Source organism: Fibrobacter sp. UWH9 (assembly GCF_900129715.1).
Classification (GTDB): domain Bacteria; phylum Fibrobacterota; class Fibrobacteria; order Fibrobacterales; family Fibrobacteraceae; genus Fibrobacter.
The window spans coordinates 295,090-321,377 of the sequence record NZ_FQWP01000001.1 but is presented as its reverse complement, the minus strand read 5'-3'; the positions used below and the strand labels follow the sequence as shown (position 1 = coordinate 321,377).

At 50.9% G+C, this 26,288-nt stretch carries 21 protein-coding genes and 3 tRNA genes; 13 read left to right on the top strand and 11 right to left on the bottom strand.

Going from position 1 to position 26,288, the window contains the following annotated elements:
- Positions 1-85 precede the first annotated feature (85 nt).
- From uvrA to BUB94_RS01435, 4 genes are all read left to right on the top strand, one after another.
- A complete protein-coding gene (gene uvrA, locus BUB94_RS01450) occupies positions 86-5,431 on the top strand; it encodes an excinuclease ABC subunit UvrA (protein ID WP_073233601.1) in 5,346 nt (1,781 codons plus the stop codon).
- Between the two features lie 107 nt (positions 5,432-5,538).
- A complete protein-coding gene (locus BUB94_RS01445; RefSeq protein WP_073233599.1) occupies positions 5,539-7,866 on the top strand; it encodes a formylglycine-generating enzyme family protein in 2,328 nt (775 codons plus the stop codon).
- Positions 7,863-8,441, top strand: coding sequence for a hypothetical protein (locus tag BUB94_RS01440; protein WP_073155744.1), 579 nt, complete (start codon positions 7,863-7,865; stop codon positions 8,439-8,441). Before BUB94_RS01445 ends, BUB94_RS01440 begins: the two co-directional genes overlap by 4 nt.
- A gap of 20 nt (positions 8,442-8,461) precedes the next feature.
- Positions 8,462-8,534 (top strand) — tRNA-Ala (locus tag BUB94_RS01435).
- Here the strand turns inward: BUB94_RS01435 and BUB94_RS01430 are convergent.
- From BUB94_RS01430 to BUB94_RS01405, 6 genes are all read right to left on the bottom strand, one after another.
- Entirely contained in the window at positions 8,535-9,884 is a 1,350-nt protein-coding gene (locus BUB94_RS01430) for a hypothetical protein (RefSeq protein WP_217653108.1), read from the bottom strand.
- Between the two features lie 32 nt (positions 9,885-9,916).
- On the bottom strand, positions 9,917-10,339 hold the full coding sequence (locus BUB94_RS01425) for a hypothetical protein (RefSeq protein WP_073155737.1): 423 nt from the start codon (positions 10,337-10,339) through the stop codon (positions 9,917-9,919).
- Positions 10,340-10,412: 73 nt separating this feature from the next.
- Positions 10,413-11,867, bottom strand: a complete 1,455-nt coding sequence (locus BUB94_RS01420) for a sigma-54 interaction domain-containing protein (protein ID WP_073155734.1) — start codon at positions 11,865-11,867, stop codon at positions 10,413-10,415.
- A 15-nt stretch (positions 11,868-11,882) separates the two neighbouring features.
- On the bottom strand, positions 11,883-12,989 hold the full coding sequence (locus tag BUB94_RS01415; RefSeq protein WP_083537976.1) for a serine/threonine protein kinase: 1,107 nt from the start codon (positions 12,987-12,989) through the stop codon (positions 11,883-11,885).
- Positions 12,986-13,708 (bottom strand): tetratricopeptide repeat protein, encoded by a 723-nt coding sequence (locus BUB94_RS01410; protein WP_073155731.1) that lies wholly within the window; start codon positions 13,706-13,708, stop codon positions 12,986-12,988. The genes BUB94_RS01415 and BUB94_RS01410 overlap by 4 nt, the downstream gene beginning before the upstream one ends.
- Before the next feature lie 73 nt (positions 13,709-13,781).
- The gene (locus tag BUB94_RS01405) at positions 13,782-14,219 is read right to left on the bottom strand and encodes a DUF3332 family protein (protein ID WP_073233738.1); all 438 of its coding nucleotides are present in this window, start codon (positions 14,217-14,219) and stop codon (positions 13,782-13,784) included.
- A 255-nt stretch (positions 14,220-14,474) separates the two neighbouring features.
- On the opposite strand from BUB94_RS01405, the gene BUB94_RS01400 reads away from it, so the two are divergent.
- Both BUB94_RS01400 and BUB94_RS01395 read left to right on the top strand, forming a co-directional pair.
- The gene (locus BUB94_RS01400) at positions 14,475-16,007 is read left to right on the top strand and encodes an extracellular solute-binding protein (protein ID WP_073155725.1); all 1,533 of its coding nucleotides are present in this window, start codon (positions 14,475-14,477) and stop codon (positions 16,005-16,007) included.
- Between the two features lie 8 nt (positions 16,008-16,015).
- Positions 16,016-17,830, top strand: coding sequence for a sensor domain-containing diguanylate cyclase (locus tag BUB94_RS01395; protein ID WP_073155723.1), 1,815 nt, complete (start codon positions 16,016-16,018; stop codon positions 17,828-17,830).
- 140 nt (positions 17,831-17,970) lie between these two features.
- Here BUB94_RS01395 and BUB94_RS01390 read toward each other — a convergent pair.
- The 3 genes from BUB94_RS01390 to BUB94_RS16640 all read right to left on the bottom strand — a co-directional run bounded on the left by BUB94_RS01390 (position 17,971) and on the right by BUB94_RS16640 (position 19,052).
- Positions 17,971-18,044 (bottom strand) — tRNA-Pro (locus tag BUB94_RS01390).
- 79 nt (positions 18,045-18,123) lie between these two features.
- Positions 18,124-18,867 carry a hypothetical protein gene (locus tag BUB94_RS01385; protein WP_073233595.1) on the bottom strand — a complete coding sequence of 248 codons (744 nt, stop codon included), beginning with the start codon at positions 18,865-18,867 and terminating at the stop codon, positions 18,124-18,126.
- Between the two features lie 20 nt (positions 18,868-18,887).
- Positions 18,888-19,052: a hypothetical protein gene (locus BUB94_RS16640; protein ID WP_158236565.1), complete on the bottom strand. Its 165-nt coding sequence runs from the start codon at positions 19,050-19,052 to the stop codon at positions 18,888-18,890.
- Between the two features lie 55 nt (positions 19,053-19,107).
- On the opposite strand from BUB94_RS16640, the gene BUB94_RS01380 reads away from it, so the two are divergent.
- Both BUB94_RS01380 and BUB94_RS01375 read left to right on the top strand, forming a co-directional pair.
- Positions 19,108-19,737 (top strand): CatB-related O-acetyltransferase, encoded by a 630-nt coding sequence (locus tag BUB94_RS01380; RefSeq protein ID WP_073233593.1) that lies wholly within the window; start codon positions 19,108-19,110, stop codon positions 19,735-19,737.
- Positions 19,734-20,561, top strand: coding sequence for an HAD family hydrolase (locus BUB94_RS01375; protein WP_073233591.1), 828 nt, complete (start codon positions 19,734-19,736; stop codon positions 20,559-20,561). The genes BUB94_RS01380 and BUB94_RS01375 overlap by 4 nt, the downstream gene beginning before the upstream one ends.
- Positions 20,562-20,575: 14 nt before the next feature.
- On the opposite strand, the gene BUB94_RS01370 is transcribed toward BUB94_RS01375, so the two are convergent.
- Positions 20,576-21,205: an AgmX/PglI C-terminal domain-containing protein gene (locus tag BUB94_RS01370; protein WP_073233589.1), complete on the bottom strand. Its 630-nt coding sequence runs from the start codon at positions 21,203-21,205 to the stop codon at positions 20,576-20,578.
- A gap of 34 nt (positions 21,206-21,239) precedes the next feature.
- Complete coding sequence (locus BUB94_RS01365; RefSeq protein WP_073155709.1) at positions 21,240-22,070, bottom strand: hypothetical protein; 831 nt, start codon at positions 22,068-22,070, stop codon at positions 21,240-21,242.
- Positions 22,071-22,533: 463 nt separating this feature from the next.
- On the opposite strand from BUB94_RS01365, the gene miaB reads away from it, so the two are divergent.
- The 5 genes from miaB to panD all read left to right on the top strand — a co-directional run bounded on the left by miaB (position 22,534) and on the right by panD (position 26,258).
- On the top strand, positions 22,534-23,856 hold the full coding sequence (gene miaB / locus BUB94_RS01360) for a tRNA (N6-isopentenyl adenosine(37)-C2)-methylthiotransferase MiaB (protein ID WP_073233587.1): 1,323 nt from the start codon (positions 22,534-22,536) through the stop codon (positions 23,854-23,856).
- A 29-nt stretch (positions 23,857-23,885) separates the two neighbouring features.
- Entirely contained in the window at positions 23,886-25,007 is a 1,122-nt protein-coding gene (locus tag BUB94_RS01355; RefSeq protein WP_073233585.1) for an SPOR domain-containing protein, read from the top strand.
- A gap of 77 nt (positions 25,008-25,084) precedes the next feature.
- Positions 25,085-25,168 (top strand) — tRNA-Leu (locus BUB94_RS01350).
- 64 nt (positions 25,169-25,232) lie between these two features.
- On the top strand, positions 25,233-25,895 hold the full coding sequence (locus tag BUB94_RS01345; RefSeq protein ID WP_249269360.1) for a hypothetical protein: 663 nt from the start codon (positions 25,233-25,235) through the stop codon (positions 25,893-25,895).
- A 9-nt stretch (positions 25,896-25,904) separates the two neighbouring features.
- Positions 25,905-26,258 (top strand): aspartate 1-decarboxylase, encoded by a 354-nt coding sequence (panD, locus tag BUB94_RS01340; RefSeq protein ID WP_073155699.1) that lies wholly within the window; start codon positions 25,905-25,907, stop codon positions 26,256-26,258.
- Positions 26,259-26,288 lie beyond the last annotated feature (30 nt).

The following is a 26,288-nucleotide window of genomic DNA, read 5'->3' as shown; positions in this document are numbered from 1 at the left end:
CAAGTCTTCAATTTCCATTATCCAATATGGCTTATTTAGCCCACAAGTCATTGATTTCTATTCAAATGTTCACTATATTTGAGGTATGACAAAGTCCATCGACATCCGCGACGCTCACGAGCATAACCTCCGACATGTAAGTCTATCCATTCCCCGCGACTCCATCGTAGTCGTCACCGGCGTTTCGGGCTCGGGAAAATCCAGCCTGGCCTTCGATACGGTGTTCCAGGAAGGGCAGCGTCGTTTCGTGGAATCCCTTTCAGCTTATGCCCGCCAGTTTATTGGACGGATGAAGCGCCCCGAAGTGGAAAGTGTCCGCGGCATTTCTCCCACCATCAGCATCGACCAGAAAACGGTGAACCGAAACCCACGTAGTACCGTGGGAACAGTGGTAGAAATCCTGGACCATTACCGCCTACTTTTTGCACGCCTTGGCGTGCCTCATTGCCCTAAGTGTGGACGCGTGATCCAGGCGCAAACGGTAGACCAGATTGTTGATAATCTCTATGCCGGGGACGAAGGAAAACAGCTGACAGTCATGGCCCCCATTGTACAGGAACGTAAGGGCGAATACCGCAAGGAGCTGGCAGAGCTTAAGGAGAAGGGCTTTGTTCGCGCCCGTGTAGACGGGGTGATTTATAGAATTGAAGAAGTGCCGCAATTGGTGCGATACGAGAAGCATACCATCGAAGCGGTGATTGACCGCCTAGTTCTAGAACGCAAGAACATGAGCCGCCTCCGCGAAGCCCTGGAAGGGGCGTTAAAGTTGACCGAAGGTAAACTGGTGAGTTTCTTGTTCGGTGCTACCGGTGCAACGGGTTCTGCAGAAGTTTCTGGTGCGAACGGCGCCGAGGAATACCGTCTGCAGGGTACGCTGCTAGCTTGCCCCAAGTGCAACATCTCCATCCCGGAACTGGAACCGCGATTCTTCAGTTTTAACGATCCCAAGGGGCAATGCCCCGCTTGCCGCGGTCTCGGAGAAAGCTGCAAGTTCGACGTAAATCTGGTAGTTCCCGACAAGACATTGTCCTTGAAGCAGGGAGCCCTAGCCTGCCAGAAGAAGGACGATGGCAATATCATCTTTAGCGATTTCGGCTGGCGCAACTTGCGAACCATCGCCAACGAAATGAAGTTTACGTTTGACACGCCTTGGAACAAGCTGAAAAAGGAACAGCAGGATGCCATTCTGTACGGCACTCCTAGCGGCAGCGAACGAGGCGTCATCAGCATCATGCAGGAACTGTGGGACATGTGGCATATTTTCCACTTCCGCAAGTTCATGGAAATTGGAGTCTGCCCCGAATGCAAGGGCACCCGCATTAACCCCATCGCCAACGCCGTAGATTTTCACGGTCATAACATTACGGAACTGACCGACTGGTCTGTAGAAAAGTCTGTAGAATTTTTCGACAATTTGAAGTTGAGCGAAAAGGAATTGCGAATCGGCAAGGAAGTGCTGAAGGAGATTCGCGGCCGTCTGAGTTTCTTGAATGCGGTGGGTCTTGGTTACCTGAACATTTCTCGCAAGGCCTCTACCTTGAGCGGTGGCGAGGCTCAGCGAATTCGCCTGGCCAGTGCTGTGGGCGCCGGGCTTCAAGGTGTGCTGTACGTTCTTGACGAACCCAGTATCGGTTTGCACCCCCGCGACAACGACAAGCTGCTGGGAATGCTGGAACATTTGAGAGCCCAGGGCAACAGCCTGATTGTGGTGGAACACGACGAAGACACCATGCGTCACGCCGATTGCGTCATTGACGTGGGCCCCGGCGCCGGTGTAGAAGGCGGACGAATCATCGCCGCAGGAACCGTTGATGAACTAGAAAAGAATAAAGCTTCTCTCACAGGCGCATACCTGAGCGGACGTAAGGCAATCGAGATTCCTGCAGAACGGAAGAAAATTACCAAGGACACCCCGAAACTGAAGGTGTGCGGAGCCGCCGAGAACAACCTGAAAAACATCGATGTGGAATTTCCGCTGGACGGCGCCCTCACGGTGGTAACCGGCGTTTCGGGTTCCGGCAAGAGCACCTTGGTTAATCAGATTTTGCGTCGTGAACTGGCCCGCGTATTCTTCAACTCCGAAGAACCTGTGGGAAAGTTCGACCACATGGAAGGCCTCGAAAATATCGACAAGGTCATTGAAATCGACCAGACACCCATTGGCCGCACCCCCCGCAGCAATCCTGCCACCTACACAAAAATCTGGGACGACATCCGCGACCTTTTCGCCAGCATGGAAGAAAGCAAGATCCGCGGTTACAGCAAGAGCCGATTCAGCTTTAACGTGAAAGGCGGCCGCTGCGATGCCTGCGAAGGTGCCGGCGTAAAAGTAGTGGACATGCACATTCTGCCTTCTGTCCAGGTGACCTGCGAAGTCTGTAACGGCAAGCGTTTTAATGACGCCACCCGCGAAGTTTATTATAAGGGCAAGAATGTTTCCGAAATTCTAGACATGAGCATCAGCGAAGCCGCAGAATTTTTCAAGGACATTTCCAAAATCGCCCAGCCGCTGAATCTGCTTTGCGAAGTGGGCCTTGGTTACCTGACCTTAGGACAGCCCTCCACAACCTTGAGCGGCGGCGAAGCACAACGTATCAAGATCGCTTCTGAACTGCGCAGGCCCGGTACCGGCAAGACCCTTTATCTGTTAGACGAACCGACCACAGGTCTCCATTTCGAAGACATCCGCAAGCTCATGGAATGTCTGAACCGCTTGCGCAGCCTGGGCAACAGCGTCATCATTATCGAACACAATCTTGACGTAATCAAGTGCGCCGACTGGATTATCGACCTGGGCCCCGATGCAGGCATTCACGGCGGAAAGATTATCGCCACCGGCACACCGGAACAAATCGCCAAATGCAAGAAGTCAGAAACAGGCCGCTACCTGGCTCCGGTACTGGCAAAAAAACACGGCGAGAACGTTCCTGTCAGCCAGATGGGAGCCGTTGCCGAAAACCGCGCCATCTATAACGCAGCCGCCAAGAAGGCGGGAGTTGACGGCCCTTCCCTTGACATCGAAGTTCGAGGCGCCCGCAAGCACAACCTCAAGAACATTGACGTTACCATTCCCCGCCACAAACTGACGGTGGTAACAGGCGTTAGCGGCTCCGGAAAATCCAGCCTGGCATTCCATACTTTGTTCAACGAAGGCCAGCGCCGCTTTGTGGAAACCCTCAGCACTTACGCCCGACGATTCCTGGGCCGCCCCGACCGCGGAAGCATCGATTCCATTACAGGTCTCGCCCCCGCCATCGCCATCGACCAGAAAAGCGCCAGCAAGAGCCCTCGCAGCACCGTGGCCACCCTCACCGAAATCTACGATTACTTCCGTATTTTCTGGTCCCGCGCAGGTACGCCCCACTGCCTCCATTGCGGCAAGCCCGTGGATTCCTATGCCGCCGGCGACTTGATCCAATTGGCCTTCAGCCGCGACCTGAACAAGATGGTTACCGTCCTCGCCCCCTTCCAGGTAAAGGACATCCTGAAACTTTCAAAAATTTTGACAGAAAAGGGATACCGCAAGGTGTACATGGGCGACCAGCTGGTAGAATTGCCGCTGCCCAAGATTCCCACCCGCGAAAAACAGGTGCTGGCCATTGTGGACCAGGTTGTCGTCAAGGAAGATAACCGAGCCCGACTGGTCGAAGCCTTTGAAAGGGCTTACCGCGACGGGAACGGCATCCTGTACATGGACTGCGAAGGGGAAGAACGTCTTTCCGCCAGCGAAAAACCGGGTTGCCCTGAATGCGGCTGGTACATGGACAGCGCCCTGAATCCCAAGTTCTTCAGTTTCAACACCCACTGGGGTGCCTGCGAAACCTGCCTTGGCCTTGGTTACCTAAAAGACGGCAAGAAGGACTCCCCCAAGGAATGCCCCAGCTGCCATGGAGAACGTCTAAAGCCGGAATATCTTGCCGTACGAATCAACGGCAAGAACATCATGGACGTTCATCACATGAGTATCGCCAATGCCCGTGACTGGTTCGCCAACGTGAACTTCGACAACGACAAGAACGCCGAAGGCAAGCGCACCGTAGCAGAGCCCTTGCTCCGTGAAATCATCGGCCGCCTGGACTTCCTGAAATCTGTGGGTCTGGGATACATCGGCCTGGACCGCGCCGGCGACACCCTGAGCGGTGGCGAATCCCAGCGTATCCGCCTAGCAAGCCAGATCGGCAGCGGCCTAGAAGGTGTGCTATACGTTCTGGACGAACCCACCGTCGGTCTTCACGAAAGTGACACCGCAAAACTGCTAGACACCTTGTACCGACTCCGCGACCTGGGCAACACATTGGTGGTTGTTGAACACGACCAGAAGATGATGGAAGCCGCCGACCACATTATCGATATGGGTCCTGGCGCAGGCGACTTCGGTGGCGAAGTGGTAGCCGAAGGTTCCCCCACCTTGCTGGCCAAGCCTTACGCCCTGCAGCAATTCCCCCGCAGTGAAACCGTAAAGTTCCTAACCCACCAAACCCCCGTGGCCAACGAAGTGGCCCCCATCCGCATTACCGACTCCACGGAATTCTATACATTTAGCGGTCTCTGCCACAACAACCTCAAGAACCTTTCCGTAAAGTTCCCCAAGAGCGCCGTCAGCGTGGTCTGCGGAGTTTCCGGTTCCGGCAAGAGTTCCCTGGTCATGGACGAGATTTACCCCGCCCTCAAGAAAAAATTCCAGGCCCGCGGAAAGAAAAAGCAAACTGGGGAAGTACTTCTGGTAGACCAGAGCCCCATTTCGGGCACTCCCCGCAGTACCCCCGCCAGCTTTACCGGCGTATTCGACGATATCCGCAAACTGTTCGCCAAGCTGGAACAGTCCAAGGTCAAGGGCTTTGACTATGGCCGATTCAGCTATAACCTGGCCAGAGGCCGCTGCGAAGCCTGCGAAGGGCGAGGCGCCATCTCCGTAGAAATGCACTTCCTTTCAGACATCTGGGAACCCTGCGAAGTTTGCGGTGGCAAGCGTTACAACCAGGAAACCCTAACCGTCACTTTCAAGGGGAAGAACATCGCCGACGTCCTGGACATGCGCGTGGTCGAAGCCTGTGAATTCTTCAAGGACCAACCCAAGATTTTGCCCAAGCTGGAATGCCTCCGTGATGTGGGCTTACCCTACGTCAAGTTAGGACAGCCCGTAACCACCCTCAGCGGCGGCGAGTCACAACGCCTAAAACTGGCAGCGGAACTGGCCAAACGTCCCGCCACCGAAATGGTGTACCTGTTAGACGAACCCACCACCGGCCTCCACCTAAAAGATATCCAGATTCTATGGAACCTGCTACGCAGACTTTCTGCCCGTGGCGACACGGTAATCGTCATCGAGCACCACCCCGACATTATCCGTCTGGCCGACTGGAAGGTGGAATTGGGCCCCGTAGGCGGATCTGAAGGCGGACATTTGTTGGAAATGGGCATTAATGAATAGAAATTAGAGCTCTCATTTTATGATTTTACACAAAAAAGTTATTTTTATGTAATAAAATTGCGATGTTTTAGAACATCCCTAAAAGAGCTTTGATTAGAGGAGAAAATATGAAGTTTTCACACCTGTGCGCCCGCTGTTTGCCGCTCTTGATGCTGCTCCCAGCACTCTCCATGGCAGACAGTGACCGCAACTACAAGATTGCTCCCAACCTGTTCAAGAAAGGCGTAGGAATGCATGAAGTGGCAGACATGCCCATCGTGCGTGAAGGCGGGCTCTCCATTTCTGAAACGCCGACCATTCCTCTTAAGTCCAACACCATCTACCTCCGTCAGAAAAAGGGTCCCAAGGAATACCACTGGTTCTCTGGTCAGCTGGATGTCAACAACTTTACCCGACTCCACGCTTTCAGCCTTAAGGAAAATTACCTGAAATCCTCCGAAGTCATCGGTATGCGTTTTTACGGTTCTTCCAACACCAAGGCATTCCAGGATGAATCAGACATCTACTTTGACAAGGAATACATATACTCTCCCCGCGTCCCCAAGCTGTTCTTCCGCAAGAATGACCGCTGGCAGATGCTCAAGGAAACGGACCTTCCCGGCGTAATCAATATCAGCTCTCCAATAAAGGACCTGCAGACCACATCCATCACCATCAAGATGGTGGACTCGGTACCTTCCAGAATCTACCCTGTCAAGCCGGGTATGTACGCCTTCGCCTTTAGCGCTCCGGACTACCTCCCCTATGTAGACGCCGTTTATGTTCCTAGCGGAAGTGTTGTGGAACTGAAACCGGAATTGATCGCAGTTGATACCACAGCCATCAATCCGCCCAAGACAACCGTCACCCTAGATAGCGTTGCCGCAGCCAGGACTCTGGAACAGACTGAATACCTGTACGATAAGCTCACATACGAACTGCAGCGTAACGTAGACCTGGTAGACACAAACGAATTTTCAAAGATTTACCCCACCCCCAGGCGTCCCCTGACCTTGAACATCGCCGAAGACGAACAGCCCTACCACGACTACATGGTAAGATTCAAGCAGAAGCGTCTTGAAGCTCTAGACTTATGGCGTTCCAGCAAGATGGGTCCCGCTAGACTGGTAAACAAGGCCCTCCGTCGTAAGCTGGACAGCCTGCAGGCCCTCCCTCTTCGAGGAGCCATGATCCCTTCGAAAATGGAACCGGTTTACGGAATTGACCCTGCAACAAACGAAAAGGCCGTCGTGGGCATCCGAGTTTTTCTGGGCAAGGACCATGAACGTTACGACGTTTCCTGGAACGGCTATGTAGACGGATACACTCCCGATTCTCTTTACGCCATGATCGTTGCAGGCGCCAGCGTCCGCGCCATCATCACCCTCGAAAACAACAAGCCCGTCTGGCATTACCAGGAAGGCCTGCTCAAAGGTCGCTACCAGTATCGCTACTCAAAGCTGGAACTGGAAATAGATAAGAACATCCTGCCCAGCCACGGTAGTTTTGAACTGCCGGGCTACATCTTCGATATGACCGAAGTCCAGGACTGGCTCAACCGCCCCATAGAACCTCCTCCTCAGGAAATCAGCGAGGAACGCAAGGTTGAAACCGCCAAGGCCGACGAAGGCTTCCATCTAGAAGTCAACGCCAACGCTCCCCGCATTATCAGAGACAAGATCCGTGGCTCCGTGGCACTCATTGACTCGGGGGCCTTTCGTTATTACGGCAAAGTCGTTAGCATGTCTCCTTTCGCCATCCACACCACTGAAGTGACGCAGCAGATGTTCAAGGAAGTCATGGCCAAGATCGACTCCACCCAGAGAATTGAAGACCGTTCCACCTTCCTGGCCCCCCGCAAACCGGTACACAACATCAACTGGGAAGACGCCCGCAAGTTCTGCCAGGCTATTGGTGGTGACCTGCCCACTGAAGCCCAGTGGGAATTTGCAGGCCGAGCCGACAACAACGAAGGCTCCCTGTGGAATCTAGATGAAAATCCCAACGTGAACATCTATGCTGTCTATCGCGACAATTCCTACAAGAAAGGCAAGAGCAGTTTTGACTACGGTCCCCAGCCGGTCAGTTCAAAGAAGCCCAATCAATGGGGACTCTACGACATGTCCGGTAACGTGGCAGAATGGACTCTCGACAGCTACTCCATGTTCTCGTTCTGGGTTGAAGATTCTAACCCCACCGGTTCCATGATGGGCTCCAACAAGGTTTACAAGGGTGGTTCCTGGAAAGACAAGGAATCCGTTCTGAACCTGACCGAACGCGATGATGAAGACCCCCGTTACTGGTCTGACGCAATCGGTTTCCGTTGCGCATTTTCCAGAAGCATCTTCGATATGCGCGAAGTCGATGCAGCCCCCGCCGCAACCGAACCCGAAAAGACCATGAATAACGCTCTAGGCGGAGAAACCTCCTGGACACCTTTCGCAGGTAGTAAATGACAAAGTCTGAAACTCGCAACAGCAGAGAGATGAGATTCTTCAAGAAAATCACAGCCATCCCCTACCTGCTGGTGATCCTTGCCTTTCTGATGCCTATGGCTAACGTATCCTGCAATGACGACAAGGTCATCGCAGAGCCGACCCTCTATGAGCTTGCCACAGGTCTCGACCTGGAACAAGAACTGAAAGAACCGGCTCTTGGCACCCTGAAGAAAATGCAGGCCGGTAATCCCAAGGCTATGGACAAGTTCAAGGAGACCATACCCGAGTTTCCAAAGTTACCTACCATGCCAGTACTTTACGCCTTATTAGTCGGAGCGGTCCTGGCAGCAGCGTTCGCCTTGATTACCCCGCTAGGCTCCATCACAATCGGCATGCTTACCATGGTCGCCTCGTGGGCCTTTGTCGCCCAGCTAAGTAAACTAAACGCAGCCATGGGCATTCCCCTACTTAAGGTAGAACCGGGAATCGGCCTTCATGCAGCATCAGCCCTGATTCTTATCGGAACGGCAATGAATCTAGCCTCGATCATCAGACCGATTGTCGAAGACTTCAAATCACGCAAGAAGAAATAATTTTATCTTGTGCAAAACCTGGGGATATAGCTCAGTTGGTAGAGCAACTGGTTCGCAATCAGTAGGTCATGGGTTCGACTCCCACTATCTCCATTAGAAATTCCATTTAACGCCAGTCTTGATTTCTGAAAGGAAACCGCTCTTGGCGTAAATGCCTTTATAGTAGATCGGCAAGTCATACCAACGGTAAAGCATTTCCATACCTAGGTAGACCGTAAGCCAACTGGGAGTCCAAGACAAGGTCGCTCCCCATACGCCACTGAACTTTTTAAGTTGTTCGTAATCATCGTCTGGACCGGCAACCACAACACCATAGTACAGGTTCATTACGCCTTCCAGCGTAATTTTTGTGCGGAACTTATAGGATAATTTTGAACGCAGGGAAGGTCCAATCCACTTGCCATAAGACTTGTACATGGGAACATCAATAGATACCGTAGAAGAGGAGTCCCCCAAGTTTTCCTCGAACGCCCCCCATCCATTGGGGTTTCCATTGAAGGGATTATTCCCCCAAGGATTTTCATTGTCATAAAATCCGCCATAACCGTTATAACCGCCATAGCCTCCCATATAAAACGGAGCATTCCACCCATCAGAAGATTCCCAATTATTGAATCCGCCATTAAAGGGGACCTCATTATTGAAACCGTCCATCTCATCGTAAGCAGCATTGTACGCCGCCTCGTAATCAGCCATGTAACGTTTGACGTCCACAACGGAGTCTGCCTCAAGTCGCACGCCCAGGTAGACATTTCCATTCCATCCGTACACAGAAGAACGATGCCAAGATCCATACACGGCGAAAGATAGGGGACCATCTGTATCGTAGTATCCCCAGAGAGCCGCCCCTACCCGCTGTTTTTCAAACTTAAAGAAATCCTTTTCTAACCAGGAATAAAAAGAAGGGGAAAAACTTTCATTTGGGGCCGTATTAAAATCCACGCCCATATCAAGAACAAAAGTTGGCGCCACCAACACATATTCCAAGCCAAGAGTCAGTTTCCAGTCGCTGGTATCCAGAGCGGGCATATCCTCATTATCAAAGAACCAGTCCGTCATAGCGGAAACGCCAAGGGAATGGATATAATCGCCAACCGCATAATCGGCAAAAGAGGAAAGGGTAAAGAACAGGTCACCGCCATCTTCGCTTATTTTTTCGACCCAGCCACTCTCTGTGTAATGAAGACCGTAAAAACCAAGGTCTCCCAAAAAACGGAACGACAAAGAAGAACTTCTGTCAGAAACAAGTACTTCCGACGAATCAGTAAAGTCCAGCGCCAGTTTATACTGATTTATAATTTCCTGGATTTCTTCGGTATAGGGACCAGGTATAAGTACGGCCTCTTCAAAGGCAGTCAAGGCTTCGGTTAGATTACCAGCCTCCTCAGCCTGCATGGCACGGTAATATGCCGCCTGCTGAGTCTCGGCCCAAAGCGCAGACACAAGCAATAGAACAACTACCGCCAGCGAACGCATTAATAGCGGTGGCGATCCCCCTCAAAACCGGGACCGCGATTTTCTCGCTGAGGATAACCGTACTGAGACTCAGGACGCTCATAAAAAGGGTTGCGCTCGCGAGATTGATTTTTTGGGAATTCCCCCTCAAAGTGAGCATTTTCGTCCCGCTTTTTCACCGTGTTCTGACGGAAATTTTGTTTTTCCATTGCAGAACGACCTCGCAAATCAGAGAGAATCTGTTCACGGGCCTTACGTCTTTCGGCACGCATCTTCTGCCAGTCTTCACTTTCCTTCGCACCCAAATCTGGCGTTTCTTTCGAAATTTCAGCTCTTTCGGCGGGGGTCGGGACAGAAGACATCGGACGCATCGAAGACTCGGCACCGAAACTCAGCGCCGCAGCCATCATCAATATCGAAATGAAAGTGTTCTTATTCATCATCTTACTTTCGCAATATCCGTGCCAACTATCCGTTTAGGCAAAACCCTTTCATAGGTCTGCCAAAATATAACAACTAGTTCTTGAAGTCTTCCTTATGCATTCCCAGACGTTCCATAATTTCGCGCAACACCTTGCGGTCAATTCCCAAAATGGATGCGGCCAGGGTAAGGTTTGCGTTACTATCCCGCAGGGCCCTGCCAATAACTTCACGATCCACCGCCTCGCGGGCCTCCTTCAGAGATCTGGGGGAATCCTTGACTTGAGCCTGCATGTCGTCCAATCCCAGGTCCTTAGGCTGCACCACGCCATGAACAGCCTGCACCAAGGCCTTCTGAATCTTGTTTTCCAGTTCGCGGACATTGCCCGGCCAGTAATAACTGAGCATGGCCTTTTCTGCATTACGGCTCAGACGGAACTTACCGCGGCCATATTCCGCACCATATCGGGTCAGAAATTCCTGTGCCAGCAGAACCACATCCTGTTCGCGGTCACGCAAGGCGGGCATCACCACAGGCATCACCTGGATTCTAAAATACAAGTCTTCCCTAAAGCGCTTTTCCTTGACGGCTGTTTCCAGGTCTACGTGGGTCGCACTGATCACGCGGACATTTACAGGAATTTCGCGATTGTCACCTACACGGGTAATATGCTTTTCCTGCAGAACGCGTAAAAGTTTAACCTGCATGTTCATAGGCAACTCGCCAATCTCATCCAGGAAAATCGTGCCGCCGTCAGCCTCTTCGAAGAAACCCTTGCGAGTTTCAATAGCTCCGGTAAAGGAACCCTTGGCATGTCCAAACAGCAAAGATTCCATCAAGTGTTCCGGAATGGCGCCACAGTTCACTGCAATAAAGGGCTTGTCGCTGCGGGGGCTATGCTTATGGATATAGCGGGCAACGACCTCCTTCCCCGTACCCGTTTCGCCACGGACAATCACGGGCAACGGCAAAGTGGCCAATTTATCGGCCAGGGCAATCAGGTCCGACATGACCTTGCTGGAGTACACCACCCCGTCCTTGTGAACAACATTCTTCAAGACATCCAGCGATTCCTTATCGCGGAGCCTGTCAAACATGGCAAAGGCAAACTTTTCGCACACCGCCACAAAGGAGTCAAAAAGTTGACTGTCGTCTTCCGTAAAAGGTTCCTCGCGGGCGGCACGCTGCAAGTACAGATATCCCGCCTCGGATTCAGGCGTGCGGAACGGCGACACCATAATGCTGGTCAGCTGATTCTGCACAATGGACTTGGAAAGGTCAGCGTTTTCGTCATCCAGCTGGTTCCACACCACGGCCCGCTTTTCGGCCTTGGCCAGCCTTACGGCAGAAATAGAAATCGCCACCGATTCAGGGTTGCTCAGGTGGAGCGGCTTTTCGCCACCAATATCCAGCACAGCGGCATCGGCATGAAGGACCCCGCGGGCCACTTCAAGAATTTTCGGGAAAAGACTCTCGGGCTGCTCCTCATCCAAAAGAGTCTTCACCACATCCAACATTTTTTCCGTGGCAAGCATCGATTCAGATTTCATGAGCACCTCTATAAGCTATGGATTAACTTCCGAAGCAGGCAGATCCTTCAGTTCCAGATTCCTGGAATTTTCAAGAACCATGGAAGCCACATCATCGATATCTGGATTCCGGTCCCCCAAAACAAGGACAGCCACTACAATCAATAATATAAGTCCTAAGCCGCACAAAACCGATAGTTTCACTGGGAATTTTTTTCCCACTCCCTGGGCAACATGATAGGGAAATGGGCAAAAATCCGAGGGTTCCGAAAAGGCCGGAACATTTTGTAGCATTTTTTCAACTCGTCCGGCAAGATTCTGCTTGTTCTTTAGGATCGCAATTTCACCACCGCATACCTTATAAAGGGCAATCTCAAGGACTTCGTCCAGTTCGTCAAAATCCTCAAAGCGTTCCTCCGGACTATTCCGCAAAAGTCCCGTCCAGATCGGTTCGAGAGCCGCCAGTTCTCCAGGAAAAAAAATCCCGGTCTCATAAAGTTTTTCGGTAGGTTTCAACTCAACAAATGGATCGAGACTGTCCAACTTTCCGGTCGTCTTCAAGACAACATCCGTCTCAACCAAGTCCCTTCCGCAGATCCAGTGGTACAGCAGCAAGCCAAGACTATACATGTCGGATCGGGCATCTGAGGTTCGACCGCGGAACCGTTCGGGCGCCGCATAGGCATACGCCCCAAGACCCACCAGCCCAAAGTCAATAAGGACAGTATCTCCAGTTGCAGTCAAAAGAACGTTAGACGGACTCAGGTCTCCATGATGGGAGCCTTTTTCGCTTAACGCAGACAAGGTTTTTGCCACCTGCCGCAGGGCCACTAGCGCCTCCGCCACAGGAATTACATCAAACTCCGCCGATGCCACCCCATCAATAAATTCATAGAGAACATAGGGCGTACCCTCCCGCTCTCCAAACTCCAGAATCCGGTAAAGACCGTCCACAGGACTGTTTGCAATCGAAGAAATCACGCTCCCGTCAAAGCGGGCATGGGACTTGTACCATTTCAGCACAAGGTTGCCGCGGCCCTCCACCGAAAGCCCATAGACGCAGGCCTCCCCGCCCTCATGAAGCAAGAAGCACCTGGTCGCCGAATCCAACAGGGACTTTTTAGGGAACCTCACCTCGGTCATAGTTCCCCAGACAAGACCATGGCCTTCAGAGAGTCTTCAGCCACCCGGGTCCAGCGCAGCAAATCCTCATGATTGGGAGCCTTCTCCAGCCCCATAGACCAGATATCCCAGGCCGATTCCACATCGCCCTCTTCCCAGTAGACATTGCCCAGGTTCACATAGGCCGAAATAAAATCCGGGTCGTGTGTCACGATATGGATAAAAATCTTCTTGGCCTGTTCCAAATCGTTCCCCCGTCCCCGATGGGAAAGTATCAGCCCCTTCAGATTGTAGCTGAAGTAGTTGACGCTATCCAGCTGAATCGACTGGTCCAACAACGGAAGCACATTGGCCCCCTCGTTTTGGGCCAAGGTCGCACGGGCCAGGTAAAAAAGGCAGGTCGAATAGTTAGCGTTAATCCGTCCGCTGCTATCCACTCTAGAAAGGATCTTGAATTCACGGGCGGCTCGACTCCACAGGTCAAAAGACGGAAGCCGCAGACGTTCCCCATCTTCAGCTGTAGTATAATAAGATAGAGCCAGGCCATAACGGGCATCCCGATTAGCCGGATCTTCGTCAAGAGCCTTCGAAAAATTGGAAATGGCCCGTTCAAAGTCGCCGATACGCAGGGCCGCATTGCCGCGGGCGACATAATCGTCCACGCAGGCCGCCAGATACAAAGCGACCATGGCAAGAACTGCAGACACCCAACCTGCATTTTTATGAACACGCCCTAACATTATAGCTCTAAGATAATAAAAGCAAAGCCCCCCGCCATGGCGGGAGGCCTTTTAAGCTCGTTATAACTAAGAATTACTTAGCGATATCGTACTGAGCAACCAAGTTGCCTTCTGCATCGAGAGCGCGGACAACGTTTTCATCGCGCTGGAGCATGAGGTTAGCCTTTTCACCCTTAGCGGTGGTGATTTCAACAGACATGGTGCCGTCTGCGTTCTTCACAGCAGCAATTTCGTTGCCCTGAGCATCCTTTTCATAGTAGTTGTCGTCAGCAGCGAGGGGGTTGGAGCCAGTCCAGAATTCAACAGTGTTAAGAACGAGACCGTCAACCAGGCCGAGAGCGATACCGTAAACCGGGATAACCATCAGGAAGAAGTGGACGATGGAGTTGATCCACTTGTCACCGAGGGTGCCGTTCCACTGGTGAATCTTGTTGAAGCAAGCATTCTTGCCATAGCAACCGGTAAGAACGATCATGCCTGCGCAGAGAAGGGTAATGAGACCTTTTTTCATTGTATACTCCTTAGTAAAGAAATTGTCGGTTAGGTTCGACATAAGAAAATATAGGTAAAAAAAATAAGATTTTCGTCATCAGTCCGGTATTTTTTTTTCACCTTGATTTGGCTCACGGAGAGGACCTCGAAGAACCGGCGAAAAAATCCATTTTTATGCACAAAACGCCCATCTTATTATAAAAATAATATACTTTTAACATTGCGGGTGGTACACACACACCCCCCGTTTTTGAGTGTTTGTCAAGGAGTTGGAATGTTCAATTATCTCAAAAAAACCGTTACAGCCACGATCATGGCAATGGTAACATCTACCGCAGTCTGGGCCGCTAATCAGCCCCTTACCGTGTGGATTATGCCGAACGGAGCCACCCCTCAGGAAAAACTTGAGCAACGACTTGAACAGTTCACCAAGAAAACCGGTATTCCCACAAAAGTTCAGGTTCTAGACTGGGGAGAAGCCTGGAACCGCATTTCACAGGCTCTGGCAACCGGTCAGGATGCCCCCGACGTACTTCAGTTGGGCACCACCTGGATTCCCTATTTTGCCTCCCGCAACGAAATCAAGCCCCTAAACGACTGGATTAACGAAGTAGACCCTAGCCGTTTCGTTTCTGTTAGCTGGAATACCACCCATATAGACGGTGATACCACCATCTATTCCGTGCCCTGGTTTATCGATATTCGCCCCATTCTCGCCAACAAGCGCATCCTCAAGGAGCACAACATTTCCAAGAACGACTTAGCCACTTACGATGGCTTTGTCAAGGCAATCCGTGAAGTCAATGCCGCCAAGGAAGTGCAGGACGACGGCTCCACCATCCGCGGCTACGCCTTCCCGGGCAAGAGCGACTGGAACATCCCCCACAACTTCGCCCCCTGGATCTGGAGCAACGGCGGATCGTTCATCGAAAAAGACAATAACGGCAAGTGGCACGCCAATATTCTCTCGAAGGAAACTCTCCACGGCATTTCCCTCTATCTGAACTTCATCTTGGACAGCCTGGTCCAAACCGAAGCCCTTCAGGCCAACACAGCCCAAATCGCCCAGCAGTTCAACAATAGCGAATTGGCCTTTATCATCAGCACTTCCGAAATCGTGATGCAGACCCGAATCCACGGCACTCAAGGCGGTCTATCCAACGCCCGCATCGGCACAGATAGCGTCATGGTGGTTCCTATCCCCAGAGGTTCCGCTGGTTCTGTCAGCTTCATCGGCGGAAGCAACCTGGCCATTCCCGCCAAAAACGAACGTAAAGAGGCAAAGGCCCTGCTAAAGTTCCTGGTCGAAGACGAAAATCAGGACGCCTATACCAAGCAGATCGGCTTCCTGCCCACTTCCAAGAAAGTGCTTGAAAAGTGGTCCGAAGACGAAGACTACCGCGAACTGATAAACGCACTCGCAACCGGCAAAACTTACGTCGCCATCCCTGAATGGGGCGATCTGGAACAGTTATTTGTCGCCATGTTCAGTTCCGTCTGGGAACAGGTTGAAATTCCTTCCCTGTACTCCGAAGAAAAGCTGTACGATGTTTTCAAGCAGTACACCATCGAAATCGACAGAAAGCTCAACTACCCGTCCAACAATATCATGACCCAGGCCGAGTTCATGGATTTGTGGGGAAAACTGAACAAGAAAAAAGAAGATCCGTCCGCCACCGCAACCGCGGACACAAACACTGCAGAAAACAACATCGTCAACGACAATCTTAAAAAGGCACCCCTGGTATTTATCGTTATGATAGCCCTTGGTTTCGCCTTTAATTTCCGTAGAAAAACAAAGAGATAACTGAACTTATGAACGAGTCCCTGGCAACAAGGTTTTCCAGAAGTATCATCTTCAAGGTGATCCTGGTCCTGCTAGTTTCCATGACCATTGTGGTCACGGGAAGTACGTTCTTCATGAACGACAAACAGAACGACCTGATGCTAGAGTGGAACTTCAACAATAACGAAGCCCAGCTAGCCCAGATCATGAACACAGCCACAACCGAAATGCGACAGTTCGGTGACAGGCTTTCGCTCTTGACCAAGACGTCCGAATTGCAGGGCATGGAGCCGACAACAGCGGCAAGCTTCCTTAAAAGCTACAGCGTTTCGTCCCTGTTTATCTCAGGAGAAACAGTTACCGTTTACGACCGCGAAGACAAGTTCGTATGCGACAACGCCATGGTCAGTTCCCCCACGGAATCCCCCTACCCCATTGAATTTTCCAGAATAACCCCCCACCGCCCCTACATTACCCCCTGGTTTAGAACGTCACAAGACGCCCCTCCCCAGAGGATCTTTGCAATCGGTATCGTCAACCGCGCTGCCGGTGACGGTAGCCTGGTAGCCACCTTCTCTCTGCGCCGCATCTGGAAGCACCTGGTAGAGTATAAGGTCGGCAAGAATGGTTTCGTTATGGCAGTCAATAGCCTAGGCGAAATCCTCTACCATCCGGACTTGAAACAATGGCTCACGGGAACCCACAAGATTGCAGAATTGGGACTAAATATTGACCCCAAAAATTTTGACACGAAGAGTGCAGAATACCACACCCTGGCCGATGGAGTCACTTATCTGACCAACTTCAGATATGATTCTGCCTACGACTTCGCCCTATTCTCCTTCCAGCCCAAGAGCGAAATTGACAACATGGTGACATCGTCTTCCGTGGGCAACTGGGTCATCCTGGTAGCTTCCATGTTCATCATTTTCTTCCTGGCCGCCTGGATGTTTGCCAAGATGGGCCTGCCTCTGAACAATCTGACCTACCATATCTACGAAATCGTCGAAGGCAAGGAAATGGAGCAGATTCATGTGGGTAACCGCAATGACGAAATCGGCATGCTGTCCAAAGCCTTTAACGTCATGATTTCAACAATCCAGCGACAAATCCGCGAATTGGAAGCCCATCGTAAGAGCTTGGAACAGGAAGTTTCCGAACGAACCAAGGAATTGAAAATCGCCAACAAGAAACTGGACCTGATTTCAAGAACAGACGAACTGACCGGACTCCCCAACCGCCGTGACATGAATGAGACTATAGCCAATGAAATCGAAAGGACCCTGCGCAGTCGAAAGCCATTCTGTTTCATCTTCGTGGACATTGACCATTTCAAGGTAATTAACGACACCTACGGCCACGCTTGCGGTGACGTCATCCTAAAATCCGTATCGCAGACTATCCGCGGACTATTACGCAAGTACGACGTCTTTGCCCGCTATGGTGGCGAAGAATTCCTGACCCTCCTGCCCGAAACAGATCTGGAAGGGGCAACCGCCGTTGCAGAACGCTTCCGCCGTCAAATCGAGATGATGACAGTCCATTACGCCGACTACACCATCAACATTACCATCACCCTGGGCGTCTCCCAGTTTGACCACCGTCTCGGAGCCGACCGTAGCATCCAGCTGGCCGATAAGGCTCTGTACCAGGGCAAGGAATCCGGCAGAAACAAGGTTGTGGTATGGCAACCCGAATGGACCACCGAGTCCGACTACGAAGCGGCTGCCATCGAAATGAATGAAATTTCAAAGAATGGCGTCCCGACCGTAGTTACCGATTTTGGGGAACGCGCTGCGGGAAATGGTCTAAACTTCACAGACGAAGATATTAATAAAGCTTAATAGTCCCGCAAACTTTATAGAAGACCTTGGCAAAAGCCAAGGCCTTTTTCATTTGAACGTTGATTAGAACTTTTCTAAACGCCCATAATCGCACTAGGCACAAAAAAAGAAAAACCACAACTTTCGTTGTGGTTTTTCTATCGGGATGACTGAATTCGAATCAGCGACCTCTTGAACCCCATTCAAGCGCTCTACCAGGCTGAGCTACATCCCGAGGTCTCAATTAAGAGTGAACCAAAGGTAGTTAATATTTGAAAATTTGCAAGGCAATACGCCGAAAAAAGTTCAAATTTTTACTTCCAGAAGCCAACAACCAGCACTTCGGGGGTGGCCTTGGGGTATTTTTTGCTCTTAAAGCCCACAAATTTGCGGATACTCTGCTGCTTTTGTTCCCAACCTTCACGACTCAGACCCTTGGTAGTCAAGGTAATCTTGAGAGCGGGAATCTTACCGCCTTCGGTGACCTTGCCGTTTTCGTCCACCTTAACCTTTACGTTCTTGGTCTTGATGGAGAAATCTTTTGCGGATTCCTCGGAAAGCGTCAGGTCGGGGCGAGCCTTCTTGTCGGTCTCCCACACGTAGAAGGACCATTCACGCTTCTCGCCGGCGGTATAGTAACCAGCGTCAAACATCTTTTCGCTAAAGAAGAAAGGAGCCTTAACGGTACCTTCCATAGCGGCAGTATAGGGTTTGCCATCGGTGCCCACCAGCACGACGGTGGGGCTAATAGGGCCTTCCATTTCAGAGAAGTCCATGTCGAATTCTACAACCACCGGTCCCTTATTGGCAATGGATGCCGGGAACTTGAAATTGGAGCAGCCATTCCCCTGGCACATTACATTTTCTAGTTTGATTTCCTTGCCGGAGACATTAGCCCCCTTCAAGACAAAATGCTTGACGTCGCCCTGGTTCACTTCACCGATAGGGTAAACGGCCGGGGTAAAGACAACGGGATCAATAGCAAATGCAGCGGTTGCAAGGGCCGAAGCAAAAATGGATGCGCCGATAATTGCGCGGGTATTAAAAAATTTCTTCATGGCATGAATATACAAACTTTTTACGTCTTGGTGTAAATAACCACAAAGCTTTTGTCTTTTACAATATCCTTGACCTGGTGATTCTCAAAATCCACCTGTTGACGGATGAAACGGCAGCAAACCTTTCCCACAAAACCTCGGGGATTTCCGAACTGGAAGGCTATATAATCTATGAATTTAGACATAAACCAAGCAGCCTTTGATGGATGCAAAAATAGTTTTTTATTTTTGATAGCTGATATGAATCCGAATCCAAACAATATTCATCCCATCGCCGGATACGATAAAGAAATCTACGTAAAACCCTCCATCAAAAATCCAAACATCATCGTTGGAGATTTTACTTATATAGCTGATTCTGAATTCGAAAGTCATGTCACCCATTTTTACCCCTGGAGCAAAGATAAGCTGATTATCGAAAAATTCTGCCAGATTGCAGCGGGTGTTGAGTTTGTCATGAACGACGCCAATCATCAAATGAACTCCGTGTCCACATTCCCCTTCTACACTCTTGAAGGGTGGGACATGGCTCCGCCAAAGCCAGAGGACATGCCCTTCAAGGGGAATACAGTCATCGGCAACGACGTTTGGATTGGTCAGAATGCGACAATCCTCCCGGGAACACAAATTGGGGATGGCGCAATCATCGGAGCTTGCAGTGTTGTTTCAGGAATCGTAGACCCCTACACCATTGTCGCAGGGAATCCAGCAAAACCCATCCGCAAACGTTTTGACGACGAACTCATCAACCTGATGCTAGAATGGAAATGGTGGGACAAATCCATTGAAGAAATCAATAGTTTGATACCCATTCTTACCAACAACAATCTCGGAATCGTCAAAGAAAAAATCAAAGAGCTTTTGAAATGACTAGCAGCGAAGAACTGAAAGAATTATTGGCCCGCAAGGAACTGTTCATTTTCGACTTGGACGGCACCATGTTCAACAGCCTGGGGGACTTGGCTCCCGCGGTGAATTACGCTTTGAAGCAGTTCGGCATTCAGGAAATTTCAATGGAAAATGTTCGCAGTTGCATCGGCAACGGGTCTAGGAATTTGATCAAGAGGTCCGTTGCCTCGGGAATCATGTTCGGCGCAGGCAAAACCGCCGGCGAACCGGACATTTCAAAGAGTCCCGCCGACCACTTAGATGTTCGCGACAAGGAAGCGGTAAATGCGATTTTAGAAGGCGCAGGTTTTGACGAAGCTAAAATCGATGAAGTGCTGAAAGTTTACTCCGCTTATTACTGGGATCACTGTACCATCGATACGGAACCCTACGAAGGTGTGCTTGAATTTATAGACTGGATTTGCGGGCAAGGAAAACGCGCCGCCATGCTGACCAACAAGCCTGTGGCACCGGCAAAGAAGATTTTGGAAAAATTTGGATTAATTGGGAACGGGGATTCCGCGCAGGGTATCACCGCGGACAAAATTGTCACTTACCTCTGCGGAGACACCACCCCGGAACGCAAGCCCGGCCCCGGCGGCATTTACGCGATTTTGGAGAAGTTGGGCGTCGCCCCGGAAAAAGCCATAATGATCGGGGACGACACTCCCGATGTAATGGCCGCCAAGAACGCCGGCATCGACAGCATTATTTGCCTGGAAGGTTTCGGTCGCCCCGAAAATTTATTGCCCTTAGAGCCCCGCTATACCATTAGGCACATCAAGGACTTGCTGAAGCTGGTATAATAGGACGCTCAGCCCTATTTATCCGACGATTCCGAAAATTCAAACGGAACGGTCACAGAGGTGATTCCGTCGGATTTTTCAAATTTCCAACGACTTACAGCCATCTTTATTTCTGCGTCAAAATCGTCACAACCAGTGGTTGATGATTTTACGACAGCATTGGTTATCGAGCCGTCAGGAGCAATGGTCAGCTGCAACACCAAGCGGCCTTCAAATCCAGGCTTCTTTTTTAAGAACTTATTGTAGATATGGCGAAGACCTTGTGTTCGTGGACATACAATTTTAGATAGTTGCTCACCAGAAAGAGATCCCTCAAATTTAAGATCCCGTTCAGTCAATTTCTTCACTAGCCCTTTCGCTTTTGATTCGCCAATCGGTGTATGACAACCATAAAGACAATCCCCAACAACAGGCATCGTTCCGTAGAGAACGGTAGTTCCCTGGACAACAATACTTTCTTGTTTTGGAAGATACTTGGAATCCTTGATTTCTTTTTTCAGCAAGGAGCTAGAAGAAATGTCCCTTGCAGGCTCCTCCTTTACAGATTCTCTCTTCTCAGCATTGTCGCAACCTGCCCACAGGGCGGCTGCAGTCATAAGGGCAAAACGGCCTAAGCATTTGTAGAAGAAACGAGTCATGTCCATAATATAAGAAAGCTCGGACGACGAGAGCCGCGGTCTACCGCAAAAAGGTTTTTACAAGGGCTTCCACTTCCTTGCGATCCAGCGGGATGCCATCGCATTCCATGGTCAGAATCAGATTCTTGCCAGGAATAAAATCGTTCTTGCTGTAGGTGCGCAATTTCATCACCGTTTTCATCGAGTAGTCCGAATCATCCATACGTCCTAAATGCTCCCACAAAAACTCCTGACGAGTCCGGAGATTCACGCAGGTGAAATCGGGATAGACCGGAATCAGCTTGCCGCCCGCGGCCTTCATTTGCTGAGGGAGCTCGTACTTGTAAGGAATGTTGTTTTTCGCCAGGATGTCTGCAATAATCATCTCAGACTTGGAGCGGACTCGTTCCCCGCGGCTGGTGAGAAATTCAGGCTCCCCTTCACGAAATGATTTGCACTTGTATGATTGGGCAAGCCAGCGGGCCGCATAATCCTCATCGGATAGCGTTACCGGAGAGATATAACCGCGACGCAATTCTCCGCGGGATCCGAATAATTCCCGCACCATAGAAGGATTATACTTCTTTATGAAATTATCTATCAGTTTTAGCTGGTATTGCAGTTCCGCTAAAACCGTCTGATCGTATTCCTTCTGAATAAGCGCCTTGATGAATTTTTGCTCCGAAACGGGAATGTACTTACCGGCAGGTTTTGCTGAACTTGTCACATGATAGCAGTGAATGTTCCCGCCACGACGAATCAGTTTGATTCGCCCCGCTGGCGCCTTACTTAAAGAGCGCATCTTTTCCTCTATAATAATGAGCAGTTCTTCTGCACGTTTCTGGACTGACGCCAGAATTGTATCTGGCGGTAAAAGTTCCAAAGTCTTCATAAATACCTTTGGTTATGGGCCATATACAAAATAGTGCGCACTCACGCACAGAACGAATTTACAAAAATCGCCTCGTAAAAACAGCTTTTTCACGGTTGCAAAATGAGTTTTCGATGATTTTTGGACTCCAAATAGTCAGTTAGTAGGCAAATGGAGCCCATAAAATTACTTTGTCTATAGTAGATTTTGTGTTATGGGTATTTATATAGACTCCAAATAAACAATATTGGTCATATTGGAGTCCAATGTCCGGCCTACAGTTTACTCAACCGCCCCATTTTCAACTAATTTATTCAAAATCATGGACTCCAAATCACCACTTTCCCTCCCAATGGAGCCCATTTTTCGGGAAAACACCTCATCCTCCGCAGAAAAGTCCCTCGCAAGCACCCCGCGCAGCAGCCCACACAATGAATTTTTCTATCTTACCCGCCGTTAAAACCATAAGCAGACTGCAATCCTCATGAAGAAATATTACTTGGCCACTTACGGCTGCCAGATGAACGAATATGACTCGGCCCTCATAGCCCAGAAGCTGGACATGGAAGGCTGTATGGAAACCGGCGACATTACCGAAGCCGATTTCATCATCGTCAACACCTGCTCCGTACGCGAAAAGGCAGAAGACACCGCATTCGCCAACATCAGCAAGTACCGCAAGCTGAAGAAAGCTAACCCGGACTTGAAGGTGGTGGTTTGCGGTTGCATGGCCAAGAACCGCGGTCCGGAAATTCTCAAGCGACTGAAGGTGGTGAACTACGTCGTAGGTCCGGACCAGTACGGCAGCATTCCGGAATTGCTGCTGGCAGGCCCCGATAGCCCGCTGCACAAGACTCACCACCGCATGTTCCTGGACGAAGATATCACCCAGAACTACGTCGGCGATTACGCCAAGGTAAAGCACGACTTCAGCACCTTCGTTACCATCCAGCGTGGATGCAACAAACGCTGCAGTTACTGCATCGTTCCCTACCTCCGCGGCCCCGAAAAGTACCGCGACATGGACGACGTGCTGACCGAAGTGCAGAAGGCCGCAGACAAGGGCATTACGGAAGTCATGCTTTTGGGCCAGACGGTGAACGCCTACAAGAACGGCGACCACAATTTTGCAGACCTGCTTACCCGCGTGTCCGAGATTGGCGGCATCCAGCGAATCCGCTTTACCAGCCCCCATCCTCGTCACTACACCAACGAGCTCATCGATGTTCTGCTGAACAACCCCAAGGTCTGCCACTACGCCCACATTCCTATCCAGAGTGGTAGCGACAACATGCTGAAGAAGATGCGTCGCCAGCACAACATGGAACAGTACATGAGCGTTATTGAGCAGCTTCGCAGCAAGGACCCGCTGTACGGCATTTCTACCGACGTGATTTGCGGTTTCGTTGGCGAAACCGACGAAGACTTCGAAGACACCATGAAGGCCTTTGAGGCCTGCCAGTTTGACAGCGCCTACATGTTTATCTACAGCCCCCGCAAGGGAACTGAATCCTACAAGGAAACGGAAACTCTGACCGCCGAAGAAAAATTGGCACGTCACACCCGCCTGGTAGCCTTGCAGAATGAGATTACCGCCAAGCGTAACCAGCTCATGATCGGCCGCACCGAAACCCTCCTTGTGGAGGGAAGCTCCAGCCGTGACGAAAATGAACTGATGGGCAAGACCGACAACTTCAAGAAGGTCATCTTCAAGCCCACCCGCATCGTGAAGCCCGGCGACTACGTGAAGGTGAAAATTGACGACATGAAGGGCTGGACCCTTCGCGGCACCTTGTTGGACGATTAAGATTTTATTGGACTAAAAAAGGCATCAGGATGAATTACATTAGCAAGCATTTAACCCTAGCAGCAATTCTTTTATCCGCAATTAGCGTTAGCGCACAGGACGCAGCAACAGCCCTGGCAAACGCACAGAAGTCCTATGTTTCCGGCAACTGGAAAGAAGCGGCAAGCGCCTACGAAAAGGCATGCCCCATGCAGCCCAAGGAAAAGCAGGCAGAATGCCTTTTGTGGAACATCCTCGCCCTTTCTCAAACCGGCGATGCAGCCTCTTTCAAGAAGGCAGGCAAGCGCCTTGATAGTCTGGTCCAGAAGGTTAGCCCCCAGGAATCCCTGTACGCGGACCTGATGATGACCAGCGCCCAGTTCCGCCTTTACCTGGGCAAGTACGAGTTGGCCGCCCAGGACCTGATCCACGCCATCGAGACATCCAAGCCCCACCACAACGTGGTACTCCAGAAGGTTTGTACCGCAGTAAAGGCAAAGAGCAGCAACGAAGACTTGAAGGAACGTTGCGAACTGCTGAAGAATCCTGATTCCCTGGCCGCCATGCAGAAGGCAAAGACTGAAGCCGCCGAATCTCCCGCACAGGCACAACCCGCCACAACAGCACCTGCCGTTCCAGCACAGGCTGCAGCACCTGCCCCGACGCAAGCCACCGCCCCTGTACAAGCTGCGGCTCCTGCACAGCCGACCACCCAGCCTGCGGCGCAACCCGCTCCGGCAACTCAGACTGCAGAAGTAAAACCCGCGGCAGAAAGTCCGAAGCCTGCAGAAGCTCCTAAACCCGCAGTGGAAGCAACCAAGCCCGCAGCACCTGTTGCCGCCCAGCCGGCACCTGCAGTTCAAGCAAGCGCTCCGGCTGTAGCCCCCGCAGCAACTCCAGCACCCGCTGCAGCCCCGGCAGCCGACAAGCCTTCCGAAGAATACTGGATCCTCCAGTTGGGCGCCTACAGCGTAAAGGCCTATGCGGACTTGATGGTGAACAACCTGAAAAAGCAGAAAATTGCCTGCACTATCGTGGAGCAGCCCCGCGGCGAAAAGATCCTGTACCTGGTGCATACAGGTCACTTTGCGACAAAGGAAGCGGCCATTGACTTCGCCGCAGACAAACTGGTAAAGCAGAAAATCGAGTACCAGCCCCTTTTGAGAAAATAATTTTACATAAAATCGCGTTTTTTTAGCTTTTCTGCCTCCCAAAAAAAGAAAAGTGTTCTATATTTGTTGTACCCCTAGCCGGGGTGGTGAAATTGGTAGACGCGCCGGACTCAAAATCCGGTACTCGCGAGAGTGTGAGGGTTCGATTCCCTCCCCCGGCATTAAATTCGAGTGAATGGGCTAAGAAAGGATTGGAAAATGTCAAAATTGTGTAAAATTGCAAGTATGCTGCTTCTCTGCGGAGGACTTGTTTTTGCACAGTCCGATGACGAAGAATCCTACTCTTATGGCTCCGATGACACCGAAGAAGTCGGTGAAGCAACCGCATCCAGCGATGAATGGGCTGGTTTTAATTACGAAGAAATTGGTCTCACCCAGTGGGAATTCCAGCAGGCTAAGAAAGAAGGCCTGTCTCGCGATAAGCTGACCCACCTGGTTGAAACTGGCGTTCGCCCCTCTGAATACCTCCAGAAGCCGTGGGAAAAGCTGGGCGTTTCCGAAGAAGAATGGCTGAACCAGCGTACTGGTGGCATGGAAGATGCAGATATCGACCGTTCCTACCGCAATCACTCTGGCGATCAGCAGTATGCTTACCTCTCCCTCCTGCTCCCGTCCCTGTACCAGTGGAAGACCGATCAGTCTATGAAGGCCATCTGGATGGACGCTCTCGAAGTAGTTGGCATTGGTGTTACCGTTTATCTTGCAGCTGATGGCGCTTCTGACTGGTGGTATGGCTTGCTGGCTGTCGCCGGCGCACACATCTGGTCTTTTGCAGACGCATTCTTCAGCACTCAATGGGAAAACAATCCCGACGCAAACCGTTTCAGCTATGGAATCCTCCCCACTCCGGATCAGGGTGTTGTAGGTTTCTTCGGCGTAAAGTTCTAAGCGCTTAAAATGCAGCTAGAATTACTCAAAAGCAAAATTCATCGCGCAACAGTTACCGATGCCAACCTCAATTACGAAGGTTCCATCACTATTGCCCGCGACTTGATGGATGCTGCAGGAATCCTCCCTTTCGAAAAAGTCGGCGTTCTTGACGTGAACAACGGTTCCCGTCTGGATACTTATGTCATTGAAGGCCCCGCCAAGTCTGGCGTGATTTGCCTGAACGGCGCCGCCGCCCGACTGGTTCAGCCAGGCGACCTGGTGATTATCGTCGCCTACGCCACCATGAGCCCTGAAGAAGCAAAGAGCTGGACTCCCACCGTGGTTCACGTGAACGAAAAGAACGAAATCGTCCAGAAGTAATTTCTTTCTTTTTACCATATGACTGTGAGC